Source organism: Roseateles oligotrophus (assembly GCF_025717515.1).
Lineage (GTDB): Bacteria > Pseudomonadota > Gammaproteobacteria > Burkholderiales > Burkholderiaceae_C > Paucibacter_A > Paucibacter_A oligotrophus.
This window is the reverse complement of the sequence record NZ_JAJIRN010000006.1, coordinates 288,295-308,926: the sequence shown is the minus strand read 5'-3', so window position 1 is coordinate 308,926 and position 20,632 is coordinate 288,295. Positions and strand designations below refer to the sequence as shown.

The 20,632-nt window shown below is 59.3% G+C and carries 20 protein-coding genes and 1 pseudogene; 14 read left to right on the top strand and 7 right to left on the bottom strand.

Features of this window, described 5'->3' with window-relative positions:
• Positions 1-274: 274 nt before the first annotated feature.
• Complete coding sequence (locus LNV07_RS14825; protein ID WP_263571933.1) at positions 275-1,546, bottom strand: M23 family metallopeptidase; 1,272 nt, start codon at positions 1,544-1,546, stop codon at positions 275-277.
• 357 nt (positions 1,547-1,903) lie between these two features.
• Here LNV07_RS14825 and LNV07_RS14820 point away from each other — a divergent pair, with 357 nt between their 5' ends.
• On the top strand, positions 1,904-2,536 hold the full coding sequence (locus LNV07_RS14820) for a TetR/AcrR family transcriptional regulator (RefSeq protein WP_263571932.1): 633 nt from the start codon (positions 1,904-1,906) through the stop codon (positions 2,534-2,536).
• A 190-nt stretch (positions 2,537-2,726) separates the two neighbouring features.
• Here LNV07_RS14820 and LNV07_RS14815 read toward each other — a convergent pair whose 3' ends face one another.
• Positions 2,727-3,158 carry a DUF4148 domain-containing protein gene (locus LNV07_RS14815; protein WP_263571931.1) on the bottom strand — a complete coding sequence of 144 codons (432 nt, stop codon included), beginning with the start codon at positions 3,156-3,158 and terminating at the stop codon, positions 2,727-2,729.
• 380 nt (positions 3,159-3,538) lie between these two features.
• Here LNV07_RS14815 and LNV07_RS14810 point away from each other — a divergent pair, with 380 nt between their 5' ends.
• The 5 genes from LNV07_RS14810 (at position 3,539) to LNV07_RS14790 (ending at position 7,910) form a co-directional block, all read left to right on the top strand.
• Positions 3,539-4,135 carry a DsrE family protein gene (locus LNV07_RS14810; RefSeq protein WP_263571930.1) on the top strand — a complete coding sequence of 199 codons (597 nt, stop codon included), beginning with the start codon at positions 3,539-3,541 and terminating at the stop codon, positions 4,133-4,135.
• A 55-nt stretch (positions 4,136-4,190) separates the two neighbouring features.
• Complete coding sequence (locus LNV07_RS14805; RefSeq protein WP_263571929.1) at positions 4,191-5,120, top strand: pyridoxamine 5'-phosphate oxidase family protein; 930 nt, start codon at positions 4,191-4,193, stop codon at positions 5,118-5,120.
• An 11-nt stretch (positions 5,121-5,131) separates the two neighbouring features.
• A complete protein-coding gene (locus LNV07_RS14800; RefSeq protein WP_263571928.1) occupies positions 5,132-6,076 on the top strand; it encodes a PDR/VanB family oxidoreductase in 945 nt (314 codons plus the stop codon).
• 46 nt (positions 6,077-6,122) lie between these two features.
• On the top strand, positions 6,123-6,992 hold the full coding sequence (locus tag LNV07_RS14795) for a LysR family transcriptional regulator (RefSeq protein ID WP_397545570.1): 870 nt from the start codon (positions 6,123-6,125) through the stop codon (positions 6,990-6,992).
• Between the two features lie 375 nt (positions 6,993-7,367).
• Positions 7,368-7,910: a carboxymuconolactone decarboxylase family protein gene (locus LNV07_RS14790; RefSeq protein WP_263571926.1), complete on the top strand. Its 543-nt coding sequence runs from the start codon at positions 7,368-7,370 to the stop codon at positions 7,908-7,910.
• 468 nt (positions 7,911-8,378) lie between these two features.
• Here LNV07_RS14790 and LNV07_RS14785 read toward each other — a convergent pair whose 3' ends face one another.
• From LNV07_RS14785 to LNV07_RS14775, 3 genes and pseudogenes are all read right to left on the bottom strand, one after another.
• Complete coding sequence (locus LNV07_RS14785; RefSeq protein ID WP_263571925.1) at positions 8,379-9,347, bottom strand: UDP-N-acetylglucosamine-transferase; 969 nt, start codon at positions 9,345-9,347, stop codon at positions 8,379-8,381.
• A gap of 14 nt (positions 9,348-9,361) precedes the next feature.
• Positions 9,362-10,021: a methyltransferase domain-containing protein gene (locus tag LNV07_RS14780; RefSeq protein WP_263571924.1), complete on the bottom strand. Its 660-nt coding sequence runs from the start codon at positions 10,019-10,021 to the stop codon at positions 9,362-9,364.
• Positions 10,022-10,205: 184 nt separating this feature from the next.
• Positions 10,206-10,499: pseudogene (locus tag LNV07_RS14775) on the bottom strand (transposase); the annotation flags it as partial.
• A 197-nt stretch (positions 10,500-10,696) separates the two neighbouring features.
• On the opposite strand from LNV07_RS14775, the gene phaR reads away from it, so the two are divergent.
• The 3 genes from phaR to LNV07_RS14760 all read left to right on the top strand — a co-directional run bounded on the left by phaR (position 10,697) and on the right by LNV07_RS14760 (position 14,024).
• Positions 10,697-11,302, top strand: a complete 606-nt coding sequence (gene phaR / locus LNV07_RS14770; RefSeq protein WP_263571923.1) for a polyhydroxyalkanoate synthesis repressor PhaR — start codon at positions 10,697-10,699, stop codon at positions 11,300-11,302.
• A gap of 51 nt (positions 11,303-11,353) precedes the next feature.
• Entirely contained in the window at positions 11,354-12,775 is a 1,422-nt protein-coding gene (rimO, locus tag LNV07_RS14765; protein WP_263571922.1) for a 30S ribosomal protein S12 methylthiotransferase RimO, read from the top strand.
• A 61-nt stretch (positions 12,776-12,836) separates the two neighbouring features.
• On the top strand, positions 12,837-14,024 hold the full coding sequence (locus tag LNV07_RS14760; protein ID WP_263571921.1) for a PLP-dependent transferase: 1,188 nt from the start codon (positions 12,837-12,839) through the stop codon (positions 14,022-14,024).
• Positions 14,025-14,101: 77 nt separating this feature from the next.
• Here LNV07_RS14760 and smpB read toward each other — a convergent pair whose 3' ends face one another.
• Positions 14,102-14,623: an SsrA-binding protein SmpB gene (gene smpB / locus LNV07_RS14755; RefSeq protein WP_263571920.1), complete on the bottom strand. Its 522-nt coding sequence runs from the start codon at positions 14,621-14,623 to the stop codon at positions 14,102-14,104.
• A gap of 72 nt (positions 14,624-14,695) precedes the next feature.
• Between smpB and LNV07_RS14750 the strand changes: the two genes are divergently transcribed.
• Positions 14,696-15,157, top strand: coding sequence for a type II toxin-antitoxin system RatA family toxin (locus LNV07_RS14750; protein WP_263571919.1), 462 nt, complete (start codon positions 14,696-14,698; stop codon positions 15,155-15,157).
• The gene (locus LNV07_RS14745) at positions 15,144-15,494 is read left to right on the top strand and encodes an RnfH family protein (protein WP_263571918.1); all 351 of its coding nucleotides are present in this window, start codon (positions 15,144-15,146) and stop codon (positions 15,492-15,494) included. Before LNV07_RS14750 ends, LNV07_RS14745 begins: the two co-directional genes overlap by 14 nt.
• Here LNV07_RS14745 and LNV07_RS14740 read toward each other — a convergent pair.
• Positions 15,491-16,015 (bottom strand): DUF4124 domain-containing protein, encoded by a 525-nt coding sequence (locus LNV07_RS14740; protein WP_263571917.1) that lies wholly within the window; start codon positions 16,013-16,015, stop codon positions 15,491-15,493. The genes LNV07_RS14745 and LNV07_RS14740 overlap by 4 nt on opposite strands.
• 83 nt (positions 16,016-16,098) lie before the next feature.
• Here LNV07_RS14740 and guaB point away from each other — a divergent pair, with 83 nt between their 5' ends.
• The 3 genes from guaB to guaA all read left to right on the top strand — a co-directional run bounded on the left by guaB (position 16,099) and on the right by guaA (position 20,622).
• Positions 16,099-17,568, top strand: coding sequence for an IMP dehydrogenase (gene guaB, locus LNV07_RS14735; protein ID WP_263571916.1), 1,470 nt, complete (start codon positions 16,099-16,101; stop codon positions 17,566-17,568).
• A 164-nt stretch (positions 17,569-17,732) separates the two neighbouring features.
• Positions 17,733-18,989 carry an MFS transporter gene (locus tag LNV07_RS14730; protein WP_318013732.1) on the top strand — a complete coding sequence of 419 codons (1,257 nt, stop codon included), beginning with the start codon at positions 17,733-17,735 and terminating at the stop codon, positions 18,987-18,989.
• Between the two features lie 28 nt (positions 18,990-19,017).
• Positions 19,018-20,622 carry a glutamine-hydrolyzing GMP synthase gene (gene guaA, locus LNV07_RS14725; RefSeq protein WP_263571915.1) on the top strand — a complete coding sequence of 535 codons (1,605 nt, stop codon included), beginning with the start codon at positions 19,018-19,020 and terminating at the stop codon, positions 20,620-20,622.
• The last annotated feature ends 10 nt before the right edge of the window (positions 20,623-20,632 follow it).

The following is a 20,632-nucleotide window of genomic DNA, read 5'->3' as shown; positions in this document are numbered from 1 at the left end:
CAACCGATGAGCCGGCGGCGCCAACATGATGTTGTGCCGCCTGCTTGAACCGACGCGCATGCCATTGCGATGTCGCGCGCAAAAAATAGCGACTTGGCAGGCATCAACGGAGAAGCAGGATGAAAATCGTTCATCTCATTATCTTCAGAAGAGGCTGTAAGAAGGCTGGCCGCTGCGGCGCGCGTGGCGACGGTGTTCGAGCCGGCTTCAACGCGAGGGCATTAATCAGCCGCGCGCATGTCCTGCTGGCGGTGATGGGTGATGGGCGCCGAACTCACCGGCCGAGGCCAGCTTCAGCACGGTCCACAGCGGGACCGAAGTCGATCACCGTGTCATCACCCCAGGGGAATTCTTGGGTCCGGGTCGACCATTCCGTCCCGGCTGGCTTCATCCGAAATTGCTCGATTACATAGGGCAAGCCTTCACTGGCGAACAGGTCCGGCTGGTTGGTCAACTGGAAGTGCAGATGAGGCACCCGAGAATCCCCCGAATTGCCGACCAGCCCGATCAATTGCCCGCGAACCAGCTGCTGCCCTTGTTTTACTTTCACCGAGCCCGCCTGCAAATGCGCATACTGGGCGAATTGACCGTTATGCAGTTGAACCACTACCCGATTGCCCCCGAGGTTTTCCATCGTGATCGGCAAGGCCGGCTCGAATCCAGCCGCCGTTCTGGGGATATTGTCTGGGTAGCCATCGCGCGCCAAGACGACCGTCCCTTCGGCGACGGCCAACACGTTTTCCCCATAGGCGTGGTAGGCCCGCACATCGCGCGCGTCACCCACATATTGCGAGCCGTCCTTTTGTTTGCGCCAGTCAATCGCAAAGCGCCTTGAGTTTTGCGCCAGCCCATCGGTGACGACCAGGCCCATGCGGTGATGCGAATCGAGGTGCGGGCCGTTGCGGGGATGCCAGTCGCCGCCTGTTAGCGGGCCGCCGAATACAGGCACCGGGGTGAGCTGAACCGGGATCAAGGGGCCGTCGGTGCTGTCGTTCTCCAGATGCACGCGGTGGCGCAATTGGCTAGGCATCGGCTGCTTGCCTTCAAATGCCAGGCAGAGAAATGCCACCGCACTTTGCCCCGTACCGAGCTTGCGATTGGCATCGCCATGGGGGTGGGCGTGGTACTGCCAATGATCCATACCTATGGGACGCAGTTGGGCCTTGAGCTGGCTTTGATTGAACGATGCGATCGGCCTTGCCGTCGCCTTGCTGGCGTCCAATACCTCAATGGCACGCAAATCCATCGTTTGGTCCGAGTAGTTCTGCAAGTCCAGCTCGTAGATCAGATAGTTTCGCCCGCCACTGGCAAAGGCGGTCGGGGCGATGACAGTCCTGATCTGCAGGGCAACGGGCGGAAATACCTGCTTGTGTGCAGGGCTCGCGGCCACTTTGCTGCTTGCAGTCTCCGCCAAGGCGCAGCCGTCCGGTACTGGTAGAGAAGTCATGTCCGCAGGGTTCGCGGCGAGGGCCATTGTGCAGGTCAAGATACTGCTCAGCAGGCTTGCTGCCCTGAGTTTTCCGGAAATAGGTTTGATGAGGGGCATTGAAATTTGTCCTGTTTATGGGCGATGGCTCAGTAAGAATTGGCCAAGCCTTGCTGCGTTGCTTGAATCAGGGCTAGCCTTTGCACTGACAAGAAAGGGATGGGATGGGCCGCCCCGACTTTTCTTGACCCCCTCGGGGGTGGACGACGTCGGTCGCCGGTCTGGGGCGCTCAGAAGGCAGAAACTTGCTGAATACGAACCCATGGCCTCGTTCGCAGCATGAGTAGATGCCTGCTATTGGCTGGCGCAACGGGTTTGATGGCGCTTCTGCTTATGTATAATTTTGTACATATTTTTGTGGTGAGCGCAAGCTTGTCAATTGAAGATTGAAGATTGAATAGATTAAGCAACGTTTAGATGAACCTGATCCCTCCGAGCACAAAACGATCAGCCGGCCGGCCGCGTGCGTTTGACCGCAACGTGGCACTCGAGATCGCTCTGGACATGTTTTGGCGCCGGGGCTTCGAGGCGACCTCGACAACAGACTTGACCGCGGCCATGGGCATATCTCAGCCAAGTCTGTACGCAGCCTTTGGCTCCAAAGAGGGGCTATACCGCGAAGCAGTGGAACTCTACCTGCTGCGCTACGGCACACGTGTTCAGCAGCTTATTGATACCAAGGGCAGCGCGCGGGAGGCTGTTGCGGCAATTCTGGCCAATGCCGCTCACCAGTACACCGATTCGAGCCATGCTCCGGGCTGCATGATCGCCAGCGGGGCTCTGCAAGTTGGCCCGGCGCATACAGACTTATTGACTCAGATGGTAGAGCTACGGCAAGCTGCGCAGGCCGCCATCAAGCTGCGCCTAGATCGCGCAATCAACGAAGGCGAACTGCCAAAACGTACGGACACCAGCAGCTTGGCCGCCTATTTCGCGATGGTGATTCAAGGCATGTCGGTACAAGCCCATGACGGAGCAACAAGCGTTTCATTGAAGCGAATTGCCAAACTGGCAATGGAAGTTTGGCCAGAGGCGAATTCGAGCGACTGAAGGCAAGGTGCGGAGTCTGGCGACTTGCCAAGCAAAATTTCTGACAGGCCCAATTTCCAGCGCAATTCTGCTTCTGACGCCTTGAGTAGCCTCAATGGGCTTGTGGTGCAAAGCAAGAGCGAGCTCCGCAGCCCATTTCTACTGCCTGCTGATATCCACAATGTGCCTAAGGCGCCATTTGCGCGTCGGTCTAAATTCCGGATGCCTGATTCCGATTCAGGGTCCGAAATTCCCCCGACTCGCGGGCGCGCCGGAACTCGGCTTGAACCTGCTCACGGCTGACTGGCGTGCCCTCGTACTTTCTCGGTGCATTGGCCCAGTTGCTTGAATTGCGGGAATGCTCAACAAACTCACCGCTGTCGCGAGCGCGCTTCAACTCCGCCAATACCTGAGCTCGAGTCAAGCTGCCGGTGCTTGGTTCTGCTTGCAATATATTGGCGCGGCTTTCGCCGTGTATCTCGCGCAACTCACCGGCGGCTATGGCTTTCGCCAACTCTGCTTGCACTTGTTGGCGTGTTTTGCTGGAACCGGCTGGCAAAGCATCGGCCGTCACAGCTGAACTTGCCGTAGTGGAGTAGAAGCCCGCGAGAGCTAGCAAAGTAACAACAACAATTTTCTTCATTTGATTTTCCATTTGAGCGAAGCGTCGACTTGACGACGCAAGGGCATGAACCGCACAAGACAGCCTGTGTCGATGGCTTGAACTTTAGGCAAATGCCGGCCGTAGAAAAATGGTGCGTGGGCCAATTCACCATTTCTCCTGGCGACACAATCCCCGATTCTTGGGACAAGAACTAAGCCAAGGCAACACCGCTCGCTCTGCCCAAACATGGCTCAATTTTGGGGACATTGCGGCCGGCAGTTGATCCAACGCGTCAAGCCAATTTTTGTAGCCGTTGGTCTCGGCCAAATCGTCCGGATGAATGATCTTGTTGACCGTCGTCGAAACATTTCGGGCGCTCGACTGGTGCTCGGCTGGCGCTCTGAACGCTTGAAGTTGGTGTGCCCTCCATTGCTCAAGCAAGCCCTCTGAAAAAGCCCGGTCCTGCAATGGTTCGCGAAAGAGCGCCGACCGATTATTCCCATCCTGGCAATAGCCAATTGCGCGCCGCGCTATTTGTGCCGAGCACAAGCTTGCCTAGCATTCAAGCCCAGCGGCAAGTAAGAAAACAGCTCGCCGTTTTAGTTCAACAAAACTCCCTCAGATCTCCAAAAGGTATCCCAATGAAAGCAGCCATCATCATCTTGTCTGACCCAACAAACGGCGGCGAAGACGCGCTGGGCCGGATGTTCAACGGCTTGGCAGCAGCCTACGATTTCAAGCAGCGCAATATTGAAGCGTCGATCTACTTCCAGGGTGCCGGAACGCGCTGGCCCGGCGTCGTAGGCAAGGCCGACCATCCGGTACATGCCTTGTTCAAGGCGGTAGAAGGCTCGATTGCAGGTGTGTCTTGCGGCTGTGCCGATGTCTTCGGTGCCCGTGAGGACGCCGTCAAGAATGGCTTCGACCTGATCACCGACAACAGCGTGCCTGGGACTTCCGGCCTGCCAAGCCTAGGCAAATTGGTAGCTGAAGGCTACACCGTCTTTACTTTCTAAGTACCCACGCCGGACCACGCGCGATTGCGAAAGTGGTTCGGCCCAAGGACAAGCCATGAGCAGCAAGTTTGCATTTCATGCCGGTGAACGCGCCGTGCAGTCTCGCGCCGGAGAGGCAATGATCGCGGACCGCAATTTCGCAGTCATGTCAGACACCGTATTGCCGGGTGCCAGAACCTTTATTGAAAAGCAATCGATGGTGGCCGTAGCCTGCGTCGACGCAGCCGGAAAGAGCTGGGCCTCCTTGATATTCGGAAAACCAGGTTTTCTCAGCACGCCCAACGGCACCAGCATTCGCATTGCATTGACAAGCAATCAACGCGAGCCGAGCGACCCGGTGTGGGAGCACCTGCATATTGACTCAAGGCTTGGGCTTCTCTTTATTGAACTGGGTACCCGCCGGCGCTACCGGGTGAATGGCACTGTGACATCGATTGATGAAGCTGCGGTCGAAGTCGCTATCGCTGAGGCTTACCCAAATTGCCCCAAATACATTCAACGCCGACATTTGCGCAGCCAACATGAACTGGCCACTCACCCGGCGCAGAAGGCCGGTCAAGCATTGACTGCATCACTGGCTGACGTGATTCGCCAGGCCGACACGCTGTTCATCGCATCCAACCATGTAGAAGGCCATTTGGATGCATCCCATCGAGGAGGCGCGCCGGGTTTCATCGCCTTTATCAACAACGATACGCTGCGCATCCCCGATTACCAGGGCAATAGCTTATTCAACACGCTAGGCAATTTGCACCTGAATCCGCAATGCGGTTTGGTCATTCCAGACTTCGCTGGCAATCAGCTTTTGCATCTCAATGGCCGGGCAGTCTTGCATTGGGATATCGCGGACGAAGCCGGCCTCAGCGGCGGCACTCATCGTTTCTGGGATTTCCACATTGATGCATGGCGCTTGCGCGAACTGCCTCTTAGCCTTGAGTGGGAATACCTTGACGCTTCACCGTTCAACCCCTCGGTTGCCATCTAGGGTCTGACTTTATGGACTACCTTGTTTCAGAAGTGATTTCTCACGGCAGCGACGTCAAGGAGTTCCGGCTGCGTCACCCCTTGGGCCTTGCTTTGCAGCCCTGGCAAGCTGGCGCGCATCTGAAGCTGAACCTGCCAGGGGTCGATGGCGAGGTGATTGTTCGGCACTATTCAATGATCGGAATGCCCGGCCCGGCCACCGAATACCGCATCGCAGTACTACGCGACGCGAACGGTCGCGGCGGCTCTCTGCACATCCACGAGCAAGTCCAGGTCGGCCAGACCATCAACATTGACGGCCCATTCAATAGTTTCAATTTCAGCGCGGGCAATGCACGGACCTTGCTGATAGGCGGCGGGATAGGTATTACGCCGCTGGTCTCGATGGCTTACCAACTCGAGCATTTGAAACAACCGTTTGAACTCCATTACCTGGCCCGCTCACGCGAGCGCATGGCCTTGCTGGAGGAGTTGCAAGCACTTCGCCACGCAACCATTTACCTCTACTCGCCCGAAAGCGGCAACGCGATGCCGAATTTGGCTGAACTGCTGGGCGCATACAGCGCAAATGATGCAATGTATGCATGCGGCCCAGTGCCGCTATTGAATGCCCTTAGAGACCATGGCGCTCAACAAGCCTGGCCGCTCAAGGCTCTGCATTTTGAAAGCTTCGGGGCGCGCGCGAATGCCGGTGACAAGGCGATCAGCGTGCATCTTGCCCAAACCGGCGTGACGATCGAGGTTAGCCCGGGCGTATCCATTCTTGATGCCCTGATCAAGGCCGATGTCTTTGTCGCGTTTGACTGTAAGCGCGGTGAGTGCGGCAATTGCTACAGCAGCGTGTTGGAAGGCGCCCCAGAACATCGCGACGTCTGTTTGACACCGGCACAGCGAGCTCAGGGCATGTGCACCTGCGTTTCCTGGAACAGCACTGAGCGCTTGGTGCTTGATCTTTGAGGCATCGGGCTTGAGCAACGACAGACTCTATTTGATTTCCGTCTTTGTGGCGGTGGTGGCCGCCAATGGATTTGCCGGCGCAGCACGCAAACTCGGTATCTCGCCTCCGGCCGTGACCCGAGCCATCGCCGAGTTGGAAAATCAACTCGGCGTGCGCTTGCTGATTCGAACGACCCGAGTGGTGCGTGTGACCGAGGCAGGAGCGCGTTATGTGGAGGACTGTCGGCGTATTCTTTTAACTTTGGCCGAAGCCGACGAGGCAATTGGCGGCATGCATGGGCATCCCAAAGGCAAATTGATTCTGACTGCTCCGGTCCTATTCGGCAGCCGGTTTGTAACTGCCATCGTCAGCGAATACCTGCAGCGCTACCAAGACGTCAGCGTGAGCTGCATGTTCTTGGATCGGCTCGTCAATTTGATGGACGAAGGTGTCGACATTGCGGTCCGCATTGGCGAATTGCCTGATTCGTCGATGCAAGCCATCCAGGTTGGCAAGATCAGACGATTGATTTGCGCTTCACCTACTTATTTGGAGCGTCATGGAGTCCCAACATCGCCCGACGACTTATCAGGGCACAGCATCATTTCGGCGAGTGGCGCATCCACCTCGCTTGAGTGGCGCTTGCGCGAGGCGGGCAAGATGAGAGTCGTCAAACTGAATGCTCGCATGGCCACCACAACAAACGACTCAGCGATTGTTGCCGCGGCCGCAGGCCTAGGCTTGACTCGGCTGATGTCATATCAAGCGGTTGATCAGCTTCGCAGTGGTCTGCTCAAGGCCGTTTTGGTCGAGTTCGAGCCTGAAGCACTTCCTTTGAATTTGCTGCATCGTGAAGGGCGCATGGCGTCACCCAAAGCCCGCGCGTTCTTGGACTTGGCAATCGAGCGATTGCGCAACGATCCAGCTTTGAGTTAGGCAATTTTTAGATCCCCGGTTTGTTCTGAATAGGGGTGAACTCGCGGTTCAAACAAAGCTTCGCGCCCGCCTTCAGATGGCATGACACAGACGCTGGAGCAGCAACTCAGGCAGATCGGCGCCGATGCCATTCTGGGACGTCACATCCTCTCATGCAGAACCATCCCTGTTGCACGCTCACGGGTGAGTTGTTGCGCAAGAAAACCGTCGCGGGAAAAACTCAAGCGGACGACGCTTGGCCACATTGTTCCGACTACAGCATTGGTGAATTGACGCCGATGGTGATTCCCTGTTTCGTCGCGATCCAAGATAGTTCAGGCACTTGCTGCAAGGTTCGCAGCCAATTTTTGAATAACCGTTGAACAGCACAGATCTATGAGTCGCATCACCATCCTCGAATACACCCAGGCCAATGCCGAGCAGCAAGCACTGCTTGAGTCCATCCGACTTCAACACGGCAAGGTGCCCAACCTCTTTGGCGTGCTGGCGAATTCGCCGGTCGCCCTGCAGTCCGTTCTGGGCTTACGCGGTGTGGTGAGTGGCGGCTCCTTGACGCCGCAAACTCGCGAGCGTATTGCCCTCGCTTTGGCTCAGCAAAACGCTTGTGAATACAGCTTGGCAGTTCATACAGCGAATGGCCGCAAGGTGGGCTTGACCGGTGACGAAATTGCCTCCAACCGGGCTGGAGATAGCGAAGACGCGAGGGCATCGGTAGCTGTAAGGCTGGCCCGCAGCTTGTCTCAACACAAGGGCGAGATCAGCTCCGGAGAGTTGATTGAAGCCCGCGAGGCGGGCTATAGCGATTCCGACATTGTCGAGATCATCATCCATGTGGGTTTGAGCTTGCTGACCAATATCTTGGGCAAAGCCAGTCGTATCGAGGTCGACTTCCCCAAAGTCGCGCTATACACCCTTTGAATTGCAAAACCCATTCCATTTCGCCAAACACATTTGCACGAAGCCACCAATACGTCACACGCATGCGCAACCTGGGGCAAATCCGTCCACAGGGGGCGTTATGAACGAAGTCGGACCTCAGCGGGTTGCAAATCAAGCTCGAAACGTCGAAATGGACCGCGAATATTCCGGATCACGAAACTTTTGATTCAAGCGTTCCGTTTGCAATGGGCGGCTGTTTTTTAGCGCTTGGTATTCAAGCAGCCTGCTAAGGCCGTCTAAATCCTCATCTCTCGCCTTGGCATTCGATTCTGTCAACACTGCCTGGTATTTTTGGCGGCATTTTGCTTGGCGCTGCTCGGAAGTCCCACTTCAAAATTTGACTGAATTTGTGGGAACAGCAGAATGGAATCTTGGCCGGGTCTCCTCGGCTGTCAATTGCTTGCTGGGCCGATTGGAAATATTTTTTCTAGCGCGCTGAAACTTGCATCAGTACCCGAAGCGGGCCTTATAGCTCAGCGGCGCGATGCGGCGGGCGCTGTAGTCAATGCCGCTGAACGCGGCGTAGTCGGCCAAGCTGCGTTCGGCGCCTAAGCCATAGCGGCCTAAGTCATGGCCGTGCCACAAGAGATTGGCCAAGCGGATGTTGGCTGCGTCGCTCAGTACGCCGGAGCGAACGCGACGCTGTTGGTCCAACTCGGGTGACCAATGCATGGCCCGCCCCGAACCGTTTGGGCCCACGTAGTGGTGATAGAGCGGCACGGCGGGCACATGGAAAATGTCCCAGCCACGTGTCCAGGCGCGCAGTGCGAACGCTTGCTCTTCGCCGTGGAAGTACAAAAACGGGTCGTAGGGCAGGGCATTCACCAGTTCGCCCGGCGCAAACAAGCAGCCCGCCGCGATGTGCAGGCCCAGCACCGGCTGCTCGGTGGCCACCGGCACCGCCTCGAAATACAGCACCGGGTTGTCGGCCGTGAACGCACAGTCGGTCTTGACCACATGGGCCAGCACCTGCTTGGCGACCAGTTGCGCGACCGGTTGGCCGTCCTGCATCTGGAACGGGTTGGGGTAGGCGGTGATCAGGCAGCGTGGGTTGATAGCCTGGCAGGCGTGTCCCCAGCGGAGCAGCCGCTCGTCCCAGCCCGGTTCAAACCAAGTGTGCGAGTCCACCTGCAAAAACCAGCGCTCGCCTTGGTAGAGCGACATCGCGATCGCACGTGCCCAGCAGGGACCTCGGGCCTCGAGTGGATGCAGGTGCACCAGGCGCAACTGCTGCGCGTAGGGATCAGGAATATGCAGGCGCAGCTCTGCACTTTGTTGATCGACCACGCCGATGAACACCCGTTCGGGCCGGAGGGCCTGGGTCAGGGCGCTGCGGATGGTGAACTCCAAGAGCGGGTCGCAAAACGACGCGATGCTGATGAAGATGCTGTCCTCGGCTTGGGGATCTGATGCCATTGCGTGCGCTTTGCTCACTCCGGCCGATAGACGGTTTCGCGCCAGTGGTTGACCAGACGCAGGCGCGCCGGACGCACAAGGCTCTCGCGGTCGTGGAATTCATGAATGGGTATGGTCGCGGCGTTTATTTGCTCCACCAGTTGCTTCAAACTCACGGGCGACGGCAAATAGCCGCGCAAGAGAAAGATCGACACCGAGCGGCAGTTGTCCCAGGCCCAGAGGTCATGCCAGCCCAGATCCCGCTCGCTCCAGACCGATACATGTGCCTCGGAGATGACACCGTCGACGATGCCTTGCAGCACGAACTCGGGCGAAACGACCATCGTGTAGGCGCTGCGATAGGCCAAAAAATTAAGTAGATCCAGGCCTGCACTCTTGGGCATATGTTCGATGCAGTTGCCCAGAATTGCCAAATCATATTGGCGGTCGAGGGCCTGGTTTTGCCAGTCGGCCGCGGTGCCGATATGCAGCTCGTGATAGAGCTCGCGCAGGCCGAATCGTTCGATATAACTACTTTCTGCCTCAATGGCGCTGCGCTTGCAGTCGGGCTTGAGGCGGCTCAGCAGTTGGCCATACTTGCCCGCCCCGCAACCGATATCGAGGGCAGATTGCGGGGCTATCGCGGCAATGAGTTGTTCCACTAGGGAATCGAAGACGACAAAGGATCCGGGCATCGAACCATTGTCGGGAATTCATGTGACGGAAGTTTGACGGCAATGCTAGCTTGTCGGGCGTGAATCCGTTGGGGCCGCTCTTTCAATGGCTGAGTCGATTTTTGGCAGCGCCAGGCTGAAACAAACGGGTCTTGGTGATTTTGCGCCGACTCATGTTGACTGACTCAGTCGCGTTGTTCGTTTAAGTCAGTTTACGGATGACCGGCGGATAGTCGAAGAACCGTATTAGGCGAGACCTGCTGTGCGGCCAGGATTGTCCAATCGGGGCGAAGGGGCCATTCCATTTTGGTGCGAATTCTGCGAGCCGGCGCTCGACCTCGGTGGCGGTTGCGTGAATCAATCGCAAATCGGCCGCCACTTGCTTGGGCTGCATTCATTTCACGAAGTTCAAGCTGTGGCGCACCATGTGCACGAGGCAGAGTTGCTACTTCGTTTGTGGTTGCGCCGTCTCAATCGCCTCAGGAAAGCCCCGAGCTCCAGAATAGATTTCGCGCCCGTTCTTGCGGATGATCCGTGCTTGCTTGGGGGTAATCCCCTCCGATTGATGGGAAGGGTGTCTTTTAGAATATTGCTGCACTCGCACAATACTGGAAATACCGACAGCCCTGCTTGGCAGAGGGTTCCAAACGCATAGCCTGATGCTATGTTGCCAACCGATTCGAAGAGGAGTTTTCCATGGTCACTGCCCGCAAAAAAGCCGCAGGAGGCGCGGCGGGACAAACGGAGGGCGATCAGCCTGCAGGCGTTCGTGTGCTCAAGAAGTATCCGAATCGGCGGCTCTATGACACTCAAACCAGTAGCTACATCACCCTGGCCGATGTCAAAAAGATGGTCTTTGCTGGCCAGGCCTTCGAGGTGCGTGATGCCAAAACGGCCGAGGATCTGACGCGCAGCATCCTCTTGCAGATCATTCTGGAAGAAGAGACCGGCGGTGTGCCGATGTTCAGCACCGCGGCGCTGGAGCAGATCATTCGCTTTTACGGCCATGCGATGCAGGGCGTGATGGGTGACTATCTGGAGAAGAATGTGCAGAGCTTTGGCGACCTGCAAACCAAGTTCGCCGAACAGAGCCAGGGCCTGGCCTTCAGCCCCGAGTTGTGGACACAGTTTCTGGGCGCTCAGGCACCGATGATGCAAGGCTTGATGGGAGGCTATGCCGAGCAGTCGAAGAGCTTGATCTCGCAAATGCAGGAAAAGATGCAGGAACAGATGCAGCAGGCGTCGAGCTTGTTTCCTGGCATGGCGGGCATTCCGGGCATGCCTGGCTTCCCGAAAAAGTAGGCAATAGCGGGGTTTTGGCGAGGCCTGCTCGGGATGAGCGAAAATCCCGCCATGAACACAATCAATACAAGCGGCACAGCGGCCGCAGCCGCCAGCCCGGCCCCCAAGATCGGTTTCGTATCCCTGGGTTGCCCCAAGGCCTTGACCGATTCCGAGCTGATCCTGACGCAGTTGCGCGCCGAAGGCTACGAGACCTCCAAGACCTTTGCCGGCGCCGACCTGGTGATCGTCAACACCTGCGGCTTCATTGATGATGCGGTGCGGGAGAGTCTGGACACGATTGGCGAGGCGCTGGCCGAAAACGGCAAGGTCATCGTCACCGGTTGTTTGGGCGCCAAAGCCGGCGCGAGTAGCCCGGATGCGGGTGGCTTGGTGCGCGAGATGCACCCCAGCGTCTTGGCCGTGACCGGCCCGCACGCGACGCAAGAGGTGATGGACGCCGTGCATCTGCATGTGCCCAAGCCGCATGACCCCTTTCTCGACCTGGTGCCCGAGTCACGCGGCATTGCCGGTATCAAGCTGACGCCCAAGCACTACGCCTACCTGAAAATCAGCGAGGGCTGCAACCACCGTTGCACCTTCTGCATCATCCCCAGCATGCGCGGCGACCTGGTGTCGCGGCCGATCGGCGATGTCTTGAACGAGGCGCGCGCCTTGTTCGAGTCGGGCGTCAAGGAGTTGCTGGTGGTCAGCCAGGACACCAGCGCCTACGGGGTCGATGTCAAGTACCGCACCGGTTTCTGGGACGGCAAGCCGGTCAAGACCCGCATGCTGGACCTGGTCGCGCAGATGGGCGAGATGGCCAAGACTTACGGCGCCTGGGTGCGCCTGCACTATGTCTACCCCTATCCGCATGTGGACGAGGTGCTGCCGCTGATGGCCGAAGGGCTGATCCTGCCTTATCTCGACGTGCCGCTGCAGCACGCCCATCCCGATGTGCTCAAGCGCATGAAGCGCCCGGCCAGCGGCGAGAAGAATATGGAGCGCATCTTGCGCTGGCGCGAGATTTGCCCCGACATCGTCATCCGCTCGACCTTTATCGCCGGCTTCCCCGGTGAGACCGAGGCCGAGTTCCAGTACCTGCTGGACTTCATGAGCGAGGCGCGCATTGACCGTGCCGGTTGTTTCGCCTATTCGCCGGTCACCGGCGCCACGGCCAACGAACTGCCCGGCGCGCTGCCGCAGGAATTGCGTGAAGAGCGTCAGGCTCGTTTCATGCAAATCGCCGAGGCCGTGTCGGTAGACAAACTGCGTTCGCGTATCGGCTCGACCATGCAGGTCTTGGTCGACTCCGCGCCGGCGATGGGTCGCAAGGGCGGCGTCGGTCGGACCTATGCCGATGCGCCCGAGATCGACGGCACCGTGCGTTTGGCAGCGCCACAAAAGGCCAGCAAGATCCTTAAGGTGGGCGAGTTCACCAAGGCCAAGATCGTTGCGACCGAAGGGCATGATTTGATCGGCATCCCGGTCTGATTCGGTTTCTTGTATCAAACGGGCTGCGGCCCGTTTTCTTATTTCTGGACGGAGCAATCACTTGAGCAAACGCGCCATCTCGACGGATCAAATTCATCATCCTTATCGCGCTCCCGAGGGCTGGGACGCATTTCCGCCCGGCGTCTTCAAGGCGTCCACGGTGCTGTTCAAGAATACCGCCGACCTGCACCAATACCGGCCCCGCGATGGGCTCAGCTACCGCTACGGCCTGCACGGCACGCCGACCAGCTACACGCTTGGCGCACGCATCGCCAGCCTGGAGGGCGCCAAGCATTGCTTGCTGGTGCCCAGTGGTTTGGCTGCGGTGACGCTGGTCAGCTTGGGGTTGCTGCGGCCCGGTGACGAGGTGCTGGTGCCCGATAACGTCTACGGGCAAAACCGCTATCTGAGCGAATCGTTTTTGCCGCAGTTCGGCGTTACGTACAAATTCTATGACCCGCTTGATGCCGAAGGGTTCAAGGCGCTGTTGACGCCAAAGACCAAGTTGGTGTGGTTGGAGGCGGCCGGCTCGATCACGCTGGAGTTTCCCGACTTGCTCGGTCTGCTGGCGGCTTGCAAAGCCCATGGCGGCGTGATCACCGCACTCGACAACACCTGGGGCTCGGGCGTCGCCTTCAATCCGTTTGAGATTGCGCCAGGCGTCGGAGTCGATATCTCCATGCAGGCGCTGACCAAGTACCCGTCCGGTGGCGCCGATGTGTTGATGGGTTCGGTCTGCACACGCGATTTTGCCCTACACGAGCGGCTCAACTATGCGCACGAACATCTCGGTTATGGCCTGGGTCAAAACGATGTGGAAATGGTTTTGCGCGGCCTGCCTACGCTGGAATTGCGTTACCGCGCGCAAGACGCGACGACGCGCGCGCTGGCTGCCTGGATGCAGGCTCAGCCGCAAGTGGCGCAGGTTTTGCACCCGGCCTTGCCTGACTCGCCTGGCCATCAGTATTGGTTGCAGACCAGCATGGCCGGCGCGGCTTGCTTGTTCTCTGCGGTGTTCAAGCCAGAGTACGGCGCGCGCCAGGTGGATGCATTTGTCGATGCGTTGGAACTGTTCGGCATCGGCTACTCATGGGCCGGGCCAATGAGTTTGGCTGTGCCCTACGACTTGAGTCGCAGCCGAAATTTGAGCCGCACATTTGCCGAGGGTGTGGTTGTGCGCTTCGCCATCGGCCTGGAGGCCGAGGCCGATTTGCGTGCCGATCTGGCGCGGGCGCTGGCGCTGCTTTAGTCTCGGGAAGGGGCTTTGGCAGCGTGCCGCATCAACTGCCCCTTTTAGCGAAAGTGGCAGCCAATCTGCTTCGCAGCTTAGGTCTTCGACTTTGATGCGTGCCGCATCAATTGCCCCTTTTCTTTCTCCCAGTCGCGTTTTTTCTCGGTGTTGCGCTTGTCATGCTCGGCCTTGCCCTTGGCCAGGCCAATCTCGACCTTGACGTAGCTGCCCTTGAAGTGCAGGTTCAACGGCACCAGGGTGAAGCCTTTTTGCTCGATCTTGCCAATCAGACGGCGGATGTCTTCGCCTTTGAGCAAGAGCTTCTTGATGCGGTCGGCCAGCGGGCTGATATGGGTCGAGGCGTTGCGCAGCGGGTTGATGCGGCAGCCGATCAAATACATCTCGCCGCCCTTGATCATCACGTAGCCATCGGTCAGTTGGACCTGGCCGGCACGGATGGACTTGACCTCCCAGCCTTCCAACACGATGCCGGCCTCATGCCGTTCTTCGATGAAGTAGTCATAGCGGGCGCGGCGGTTTTCGGCGATAGGGGCGGCCGAAACGGCCGGCTTGGCTTTGGCCGGGGGGCGGAATGACGAGTTGGAGGCAGTGGACATGGAACTCTTATTTTCGGGTGGCTTGGGCGGCGCTGAATTGAGCCGGCCGCGCCAATACAATTCGCCCATTGTATGAAGCATGTAAAAAAATCTGTTCTGCTCTGGTACTCGCCGCGCGAGATGTATGACTTGGTCGTGGGTATCGAGCGCTATCCCGAGTTCTTGCCCTGGTGCGAGCGCGCCGAATTGCTCGAGCAAGAAGACGAGGGCGTGACCGCGCGCCTGTCGCTGGCCTATGCCGGCGTGCGCCACGCTTTCACCACTCGCAACAGCCATGAAGTCGACCGGCGCGTCAGCATGCGTCTGGTCGACGGCCCTTTTTCCTTGTTGGACGGCGACTGGCGTTTTCTGCCCTTGGTCAAGCCGGGTGGTAATGCGGAAGGCGAGGTTGCCTGCAAGATCGAGTTCGATCTGCGCTACGCCTTCTCTAGCGTGGCGCTGGAGGCGGTGGTCAGCCCCGTGTTTGACCGCGTCGCCAATACCTTTGTCGATCGCTTCGTTCAGCGTGCCGAGGCGGTCTATGGGCCTCGCTGAAGCGCCGGGGCTTGATATCCAGGTTGAGCTGGTCTGGAGCCCGCAGGCCGGCGACGTCAGGCAACGGCTGTTGACAGTTGCCGCCGGCGCCTCGATCGAGCAGGCGCTGCGCGCTTGTCCGGACTTTGCCGATCAACTGCCTCGCCTGGGTGTCTTGAAGATTGGTGTTTGGGGGCGGCTGCAACCCCTGTGCACGCCGCTGCGCGAGCGCGACCGCATCGAGGTTTATCGCCCCTTGACGGTTGATCCGAAAGAATCGCGCCGCCTACGTTTTCGCAAGGGCAGCGCGCGCGTGGCCTCTAGGCATCGGCCGCTGGGTGGAAAAATAGGCCTTTAGCGGCACTCGCTGTCAATGATGCTGCGGGTGCGCTGCATCTCTTCGGCACGCTGGCGATCATCGATGACGATGGGTTCGCCCTTGTCGTTATTGCGGGTCAGGCGCACGCCGTCTTGCAGCAGCTTCATATTTTCTTTGGCTCGCACGCAGTTGTCGCGCCGCTGCTCGGCCAGTTTGGCTTCGTTCTCTTTTTGCCGCGCCTGCACATCCTTGTCTTGCTGCTTCTCGCGTGCCTGGCGCTCTAGCTCGGCCTTGCTTGGCCCGCTGGCAGCGGTGGCCGCTACGCTTGCTGCGCTGGCACCATAAGGCCCGACAACGATGCGCGGAGGCTGCTGGCTTTTGGGCCTTTGCAGAATGTCCTTCTCGGGCGTACCTTGGGGTGGCGGCAGGTCACTGAACTGAAGTTTGCCCGCACCGTCGCGCCATTTCCACTGCGCCTGTACTGGCATTGCAATGCAAAGAGCAAGCAGGCCCAGCAGGCCAATGCGTTTGAGGTCAAGAGTGGCGAGTAGATTTGGCATATTTCGAGTGTAGCCTTGACCACCAAAAGTTTGAGGCCTTGCGCGCCTCCGTATAATGCCGCTTTGCGTCTGGAGCTTCCCCTATGCGCCTACTCGGCAAAGCGCTCACCTTCGATGATGTCCTGTTGGTGCCAGCGTTCTCGCAAGTGTTGCCTCGCGACACCAGTTTAGCCACCCGGCTGTCCCGCAATATCCGCCTCAACCTGCCCCTGGTGTCTGCCGCCATGGACACGGTGACCGAAGCGCGCCTGGCCATCGCCATCGCGCAAGAGGGCGGTATTGGTATCGTCCACAAAAACCTGACGGCTGCGCAGCAAGCGATCGAGGTTGCTCGGGTCAAGCGCTACGAGTCGGGCATCGTGCTCGAGCCCTTCACCATCACACCTACCACCACGGTGCGTGAAGTGATTGAGTTGCAGCGCCTGCACGGCGTGTCGGGTTTTCCTGTGCTGGACGGCAAAAAAGTCGTTGGCATCGTCACCGGCCGCGATGTGCGTTTCGAGACCCGCATGGATCTGGCCGTCAGCCAGATGATGACGCCGGCCGAAAAGCTGATCACCGTCAAGGAAGGCGCTTCGTTGGAAGAGGCCAAGGCCTTGATGCACAAGCACAAGCTGGAGCGCGTGGTCGTCATCAACGCTAACTTCGAGTTGCGCGGCCTGATGACGGTCAAAGACATCACCAAGCAAACCAGCTTCCCGCTCGCCGCCCGTGATTCGCACGGCAAGCTGCGCGTCGGTGCTGCGGTCGGCTTTGGTGACGACACCGAAGAGCGCGTGACCATGCTGGTCAAGGCCGGCGTCGATGCCTTGATCGTTGATACCGCCCATGGCCACAGTGCTGGCGTGCTGGAGCGCGTGCGTTGGGTCAAGGACAAGTTCCCTGGCGTCGACGTGATCGGCGGCAATATCGCGACCGCCGCGGCCGCCCTGGCGCTGGTGGAGGCGGGCGCCGATGGCGTCAAGGTCGGTATCGGCCCTGGCTCGATCTGCACCACCCGCATCGTGGCCGGTGTTGGCGTGCCTCAGATCACCGCGATCGACAATGTCGCGACCGCCTTGCGCGGCACCGGCGTGCCGGTGATTGCCGACGGCGGCGTGCGCTTCTCGGGCGATCTGGCCAAGGCGATTGCGGCCGGCGCCGATTGCGTGATGATGGGCGGCGCTTTTGCCGGCACCGAAGAGGCGCCCGGCGACCTGATCCTGTATCAGGGCCGCAGCTACAAGAGCTACCGCGGCATGGGTTCGATGGGTGCGATGGCTAAGGGTTCGGCCGACCGCTACTTCCAGGACACTTCGGCCAACAACCCCAACACCTCCAAGCTGGTGCCCGAGGGCATCGAAGGCCAAGTGCCTTACAAGGGTTCGGTGGTGCAGGTGATCTTCCAGATGGCCGGTGGCCTGAAGGCGTCGATGCATTACTGCGGCTGCGCCACCATCGAGGACATGCAGAACAAGGGCGAGTTTGTCGAGATCACCTCGGCGGGCATGCGCGAAAGCCATGTCCACGATGTGCAGATCACCAAAGAGTCGCCGAATTACAGAAGCGAGTAGGCCCCTCGCCCAGGGCATACCTGGTCGGTCCCCCGAGGGGACGAAGGCTGATGCGGGGGCTTGCCCCACATCAGCCTTCAGCGGCCGTCCTTGGGAGCGGCCCGGCGGACGACTCGATGGGGCCTCGGCCCCTTTTTCACATTGAGTAGCAGCAAGGAATTCGATTGAGCAGCGAGACAGAGCCAAGCAAGGTGGCCAAGGGCAGGGTGGCCGGCATGGGTTTCATCATGGTGGCGGTGTTGATCGACATGATCTCGATCGGCCTGATCATCCCGGTCTTGCCGCCTTTGGTGGGCAGCTTCACCAGTTCGGCCGCCAATCACACGCTGGCCTATCTGATGGTGGCCTTTGCTTTCGGCTTTGCCAATTTCATCGGCTCGCCGATTCTGGGCGCCTTGTCCGACCGTTACGGCCGCCGGCCGGTGATGCTGATCGGTTTTTGCGGCCTGGCGTTGAGCTTTTTCGTCACGGCCATGGCCACCGCCTTGTGGATGCTGGTGGCGGTGCGTCTGGTCAGCGGGGCGATGCAGGCCAATGCCTCGGTCGCCAATGCCTATGTGGCCGACATCAGCTCGCCGGATGAGCGCGCCAAGCGCTTCGGTATGCTCGGCGCAGCCTTCGGCATGGGCTTTATTCTCGGCCCGGTGATGGGCGGCATCCTGGGTGCTATCGATTTGCATCTGCCGTTTTATGTGGCAGGTACCTTGGCCTTGATCAACTGGTGCTATGGCTTCTTTGTGCTTCCGGAATCGCTGAAGCCCGAGAACCGTCGGCCCTTTTCTTGGCGGCGCGCCAATCCGGTCAATGCGCTCAAGAAGTTGAGCGGGCTGAAGGGCGTCGGTCCCTTGGTTTTTGTGATCGGGCTGTCGGGTCTGGCGCAGATGATTCTGCAGTCCAGCTGGGTGCTTTACACACATTTCAAATTCGGCTGGGGCCCCAAAGAAAACGGCTGGTCGCTGTTTGCGGTGGGCGTGATGTCGGTGTTGGTGCAGGGCTTTTTGCTGCCGCGCCTGCTGAAAATCTTCACCCCGCAGCGCTTGGTGGTGCTGGGCCTGCTGTCCAGTACGCTGACGAATTTTGTCTGGGGCGCCTCGACGGCGGGCTGGATGATGTACGCCATCATCGGCTTCAATCTGCTCGGCTTTGCCGTCAATGCCGCGATGCAAAGCCTGATCTCGAATGCCGCCGACGCCTCGACGCAAGGCGAGACGATGGGCGCGGTGTCTTCGCTTAACAGCATCATGGCCGTGCTGGCACCGGTGGTCGGGCCGGGGCTGATCTATTTCGTCGCCGATTTCCCTCAGGGTGATTGGCGCATCGGCGCACCGTTCTATTTTTGTGCCGGGCTGCAGGCGCTGTCGCTGATGTTCGCTTGGCGGCATTTCGCCCGCACTCGGTCTGCCGCGCCGGCTGTGGCTTGAATACCAGTTTTAAGAAGAGAGAAAAGCTATGCATGACAAAGTCCTGATCCTCGATTTCGGCTCCCAAGTCACCCAGCTGATAGCCCGCCGCGTGCGCGATGCGGCGGTGTTCTGCGAGATTCACCCGAATGACGTCAGCAACGAGTTCATCCGTGAATTCGCGCCCAAGGCCATCATCTTGTCCGGCAGCCATGCCTCGACCTACGAAGACCACGAGTTGCGCGCGCCGCAGGCGGTCTGGGATCTGGGCGTGCCGGTCTTGGGCATTTGCTACGGCATGTTCACCATGACCGAACAGCTCGGTGGCAAGGTCGAGGCCAGCGACCACCGCGAATTCGGCTATGCCGAGGTGCGCGCCCATGGCCACACCAGGTTACTTGATGGCATCCAGGACCACGCCACGCTGGAAGGGCACGGCATGCTCAAGGTCTGGATGAGCCATGGCGACAAGGTCACCGCGATGCCGCCTGGCTTCAAGCTGATGGCCTCGACACCGAGCTGCCCGATCGCCGGCATGGCGAATGAAGAAAAAGGCTATTACGCGGTGCAGTTCCACCCCGAGGTGACACACACGGTCAAGGGTCAGGAGTTGCTGACCCGCTTTGTGCGCGACATCGCCGGCTGCAAGGGCGACTGGATCATGGGCGACTACATCGAAGAAGCCGTCGCCAAGATCCGCGAGCAGGTCGGTGACGAGGAAGTCATCCTGGGTCTGTCCGGCGGGGTTGACTCCTCGGTCGCAGCGGCGTTGATTCACCGCGCCATTGGCGATCAGCTGACCTGCGTGTTTGTCGACCATGGCCTCTTGCGCTTGAACGAGGGTGCGATGGTGATGGAGATGTTCGCCGGCAAGCTGCACGCCAAGGTCGTTCATGTGCAGGCGGAGGCGCAGTTCCTGGGCCATCTGGCCGGCGTCACCGACCCCGAGCAAAAGCGCAAGATCATCGGCCGCGAGTTCGTCGAGGTCTTCAAGGCAGAGGCGGCCAAGCTCAAGGCAGCGCATGACCATGTCAAGGGCGCTAAATGGTTAGCTCAAGGCACCATCTACCCCGATGTGGTGGAGAGCGGCGGCACCAAGACCAAAAAGGCGATCACGATCAAGAGCCACCACAATGTTGGCGGCCTGCCCGAGCAATTGGGGCTGAAGCTGCTGGAGCCGCTGCGCGAGTTGTTCAAGGACGAAGTTCGCGCCTTGGGCGTGGCGCTAGGCCTGCCGGCCGATATGGTGTATCGCCACCCCTTCCCGGGCCCCGGTCTGGGCGTGCGGATTCTGGGCGAGGTCAAGCGGGAATATGCCGACCTCCTGCGCCGGGCGGACGCCATCTTCATCGAAGAGTTGCGCGGCTGGAAGGATGCCGAATCCGGCAAGAACTGGTACGAGCTGACCAGCCAGGCCTTCACCGTCTTCTTGCCGGTCAAGAGCGTGGGCGTGATGGGCGACGGCCGCACCTACGACTATGTGGTGGCGCTGCGTGCGGTGCAGACCAGCGACTTCATGACGGCCGACTGGGCCGAACTGCCTTATGGTCTGCTGAAAAAGGTGTCGGGTCGCATCATCAACGAGGTGCGCGGCATCAACCGGGTCACCTACGACGTGTCGAGCAAGCCTCCGGCAACGATCGAGTGGGAGTGATTCAAATCGA

Coding starts and splice junctions, on each gene's coding strand:
- phaR (WP_263571923.1), top strand. CDS start 10,697: ATGGTCACTGCCCGCAAAAAAGCCGCAGGAGGCGCGGCGGGACAAACG.
- LNV07_RS14780 (WP_263571924.1), bottom strand. CDS start 10,021: ATGCCCGGATCCTTTGTCGTCTTCGATTCCCTAGTGGAACAACTCATT.
- LNV07_RS14815 (WP_263571931.1), bottom strand. CDS start 3,158: ATGAAGAAAATTGTTGTTGTTACTTTGCTAGCTCTCGCGGGCTTCTAC.
- LNV07_RS14820 (WP_263571932.1), top strand. CDS start 1,904: ATGAACCTGATCCCTCCGAGCACAAAACGATCAGCCGGCCGGCCGCGT.
- LNV07_RS14805 (WP_263571929.1), top strand. CDS start 4,191: ATGAGCAGCAAGTTTGCATTTCATGCCGGTGAACGCGCCGTGCAGTCT.
- LNV07_RS14800 (WP_263571928.1), top strand. CDS start 5,132: ATGGACTACCTTGTTTCAGAAGTGATTTCTCACGGCAGCGACGTCAAG.
- LNV07_RS14750 (WP_263571919.1), top strand. CDS start 14,696: ATGAAGCATGTAAAAAAATCTGTTCTGCTCTGGTACTCGCCGCGCGAG.
- smpB (WP_263571920.1), bottom strand. CDS start 14,623: ATGTCCACTGCCTCCAACTCGTCATTCCGCCCCCCGGCCAAAGCCAAG.
- LNV07_RS14745 (WP_263571918.1), top strand. CDS start 15,144: ATGGGCCTCGCTGAAGCGCCGGGGCTTGATATCCAGGTTGAGCTGGTC.
- LNV07_RS14825 (WP_263571933.1), bottom strand. CDS start 1,546: ATGCCCCTCATCAAACCTATTTCCGGAAAACTCAGGGCAGCAAGCCTG.
- LNV07_RS14790 (WP_263571926.1), top strand. CDS start 7,368: ATGAGTCGCATCACCATCCTCGAATACACCCAGGCCAATGCCGAGCAG.
- LNV07_RS14740 (WP_263571917.1), bottom strand. CDS start 16,015: ATGCCAAATCTACTCGCCACTCTTGACCTCAAACGCATTGGCCTGCTG.
- rimO (WP_263571922.1), top strand. CDS start 11,354: ATGAACACAATCAATACAAGCGGCACAGCGGCCGCAGCCGCCAGCCCG.
- LNV07_RS14785 (WP_263571925.1), bottom strand. CDS start 9,347: ATGGCATCAGATCCCCAAGCCGAGGACAGCATCTTCATCAGCATCGCG.
- guaB (WP_263571916.1), top strand. CDS start 16,099: ATGCGCCTACTCGGCAAAGCGCTCACCTTCGATGATGTCCTGTTGGTG.
- guaA (WP_263571915.1), top strand. CDS start 19,018: ATGCATGACAAAGTCCTGATCCTCGATTTCGGCTCCCAAGTCACCCAG.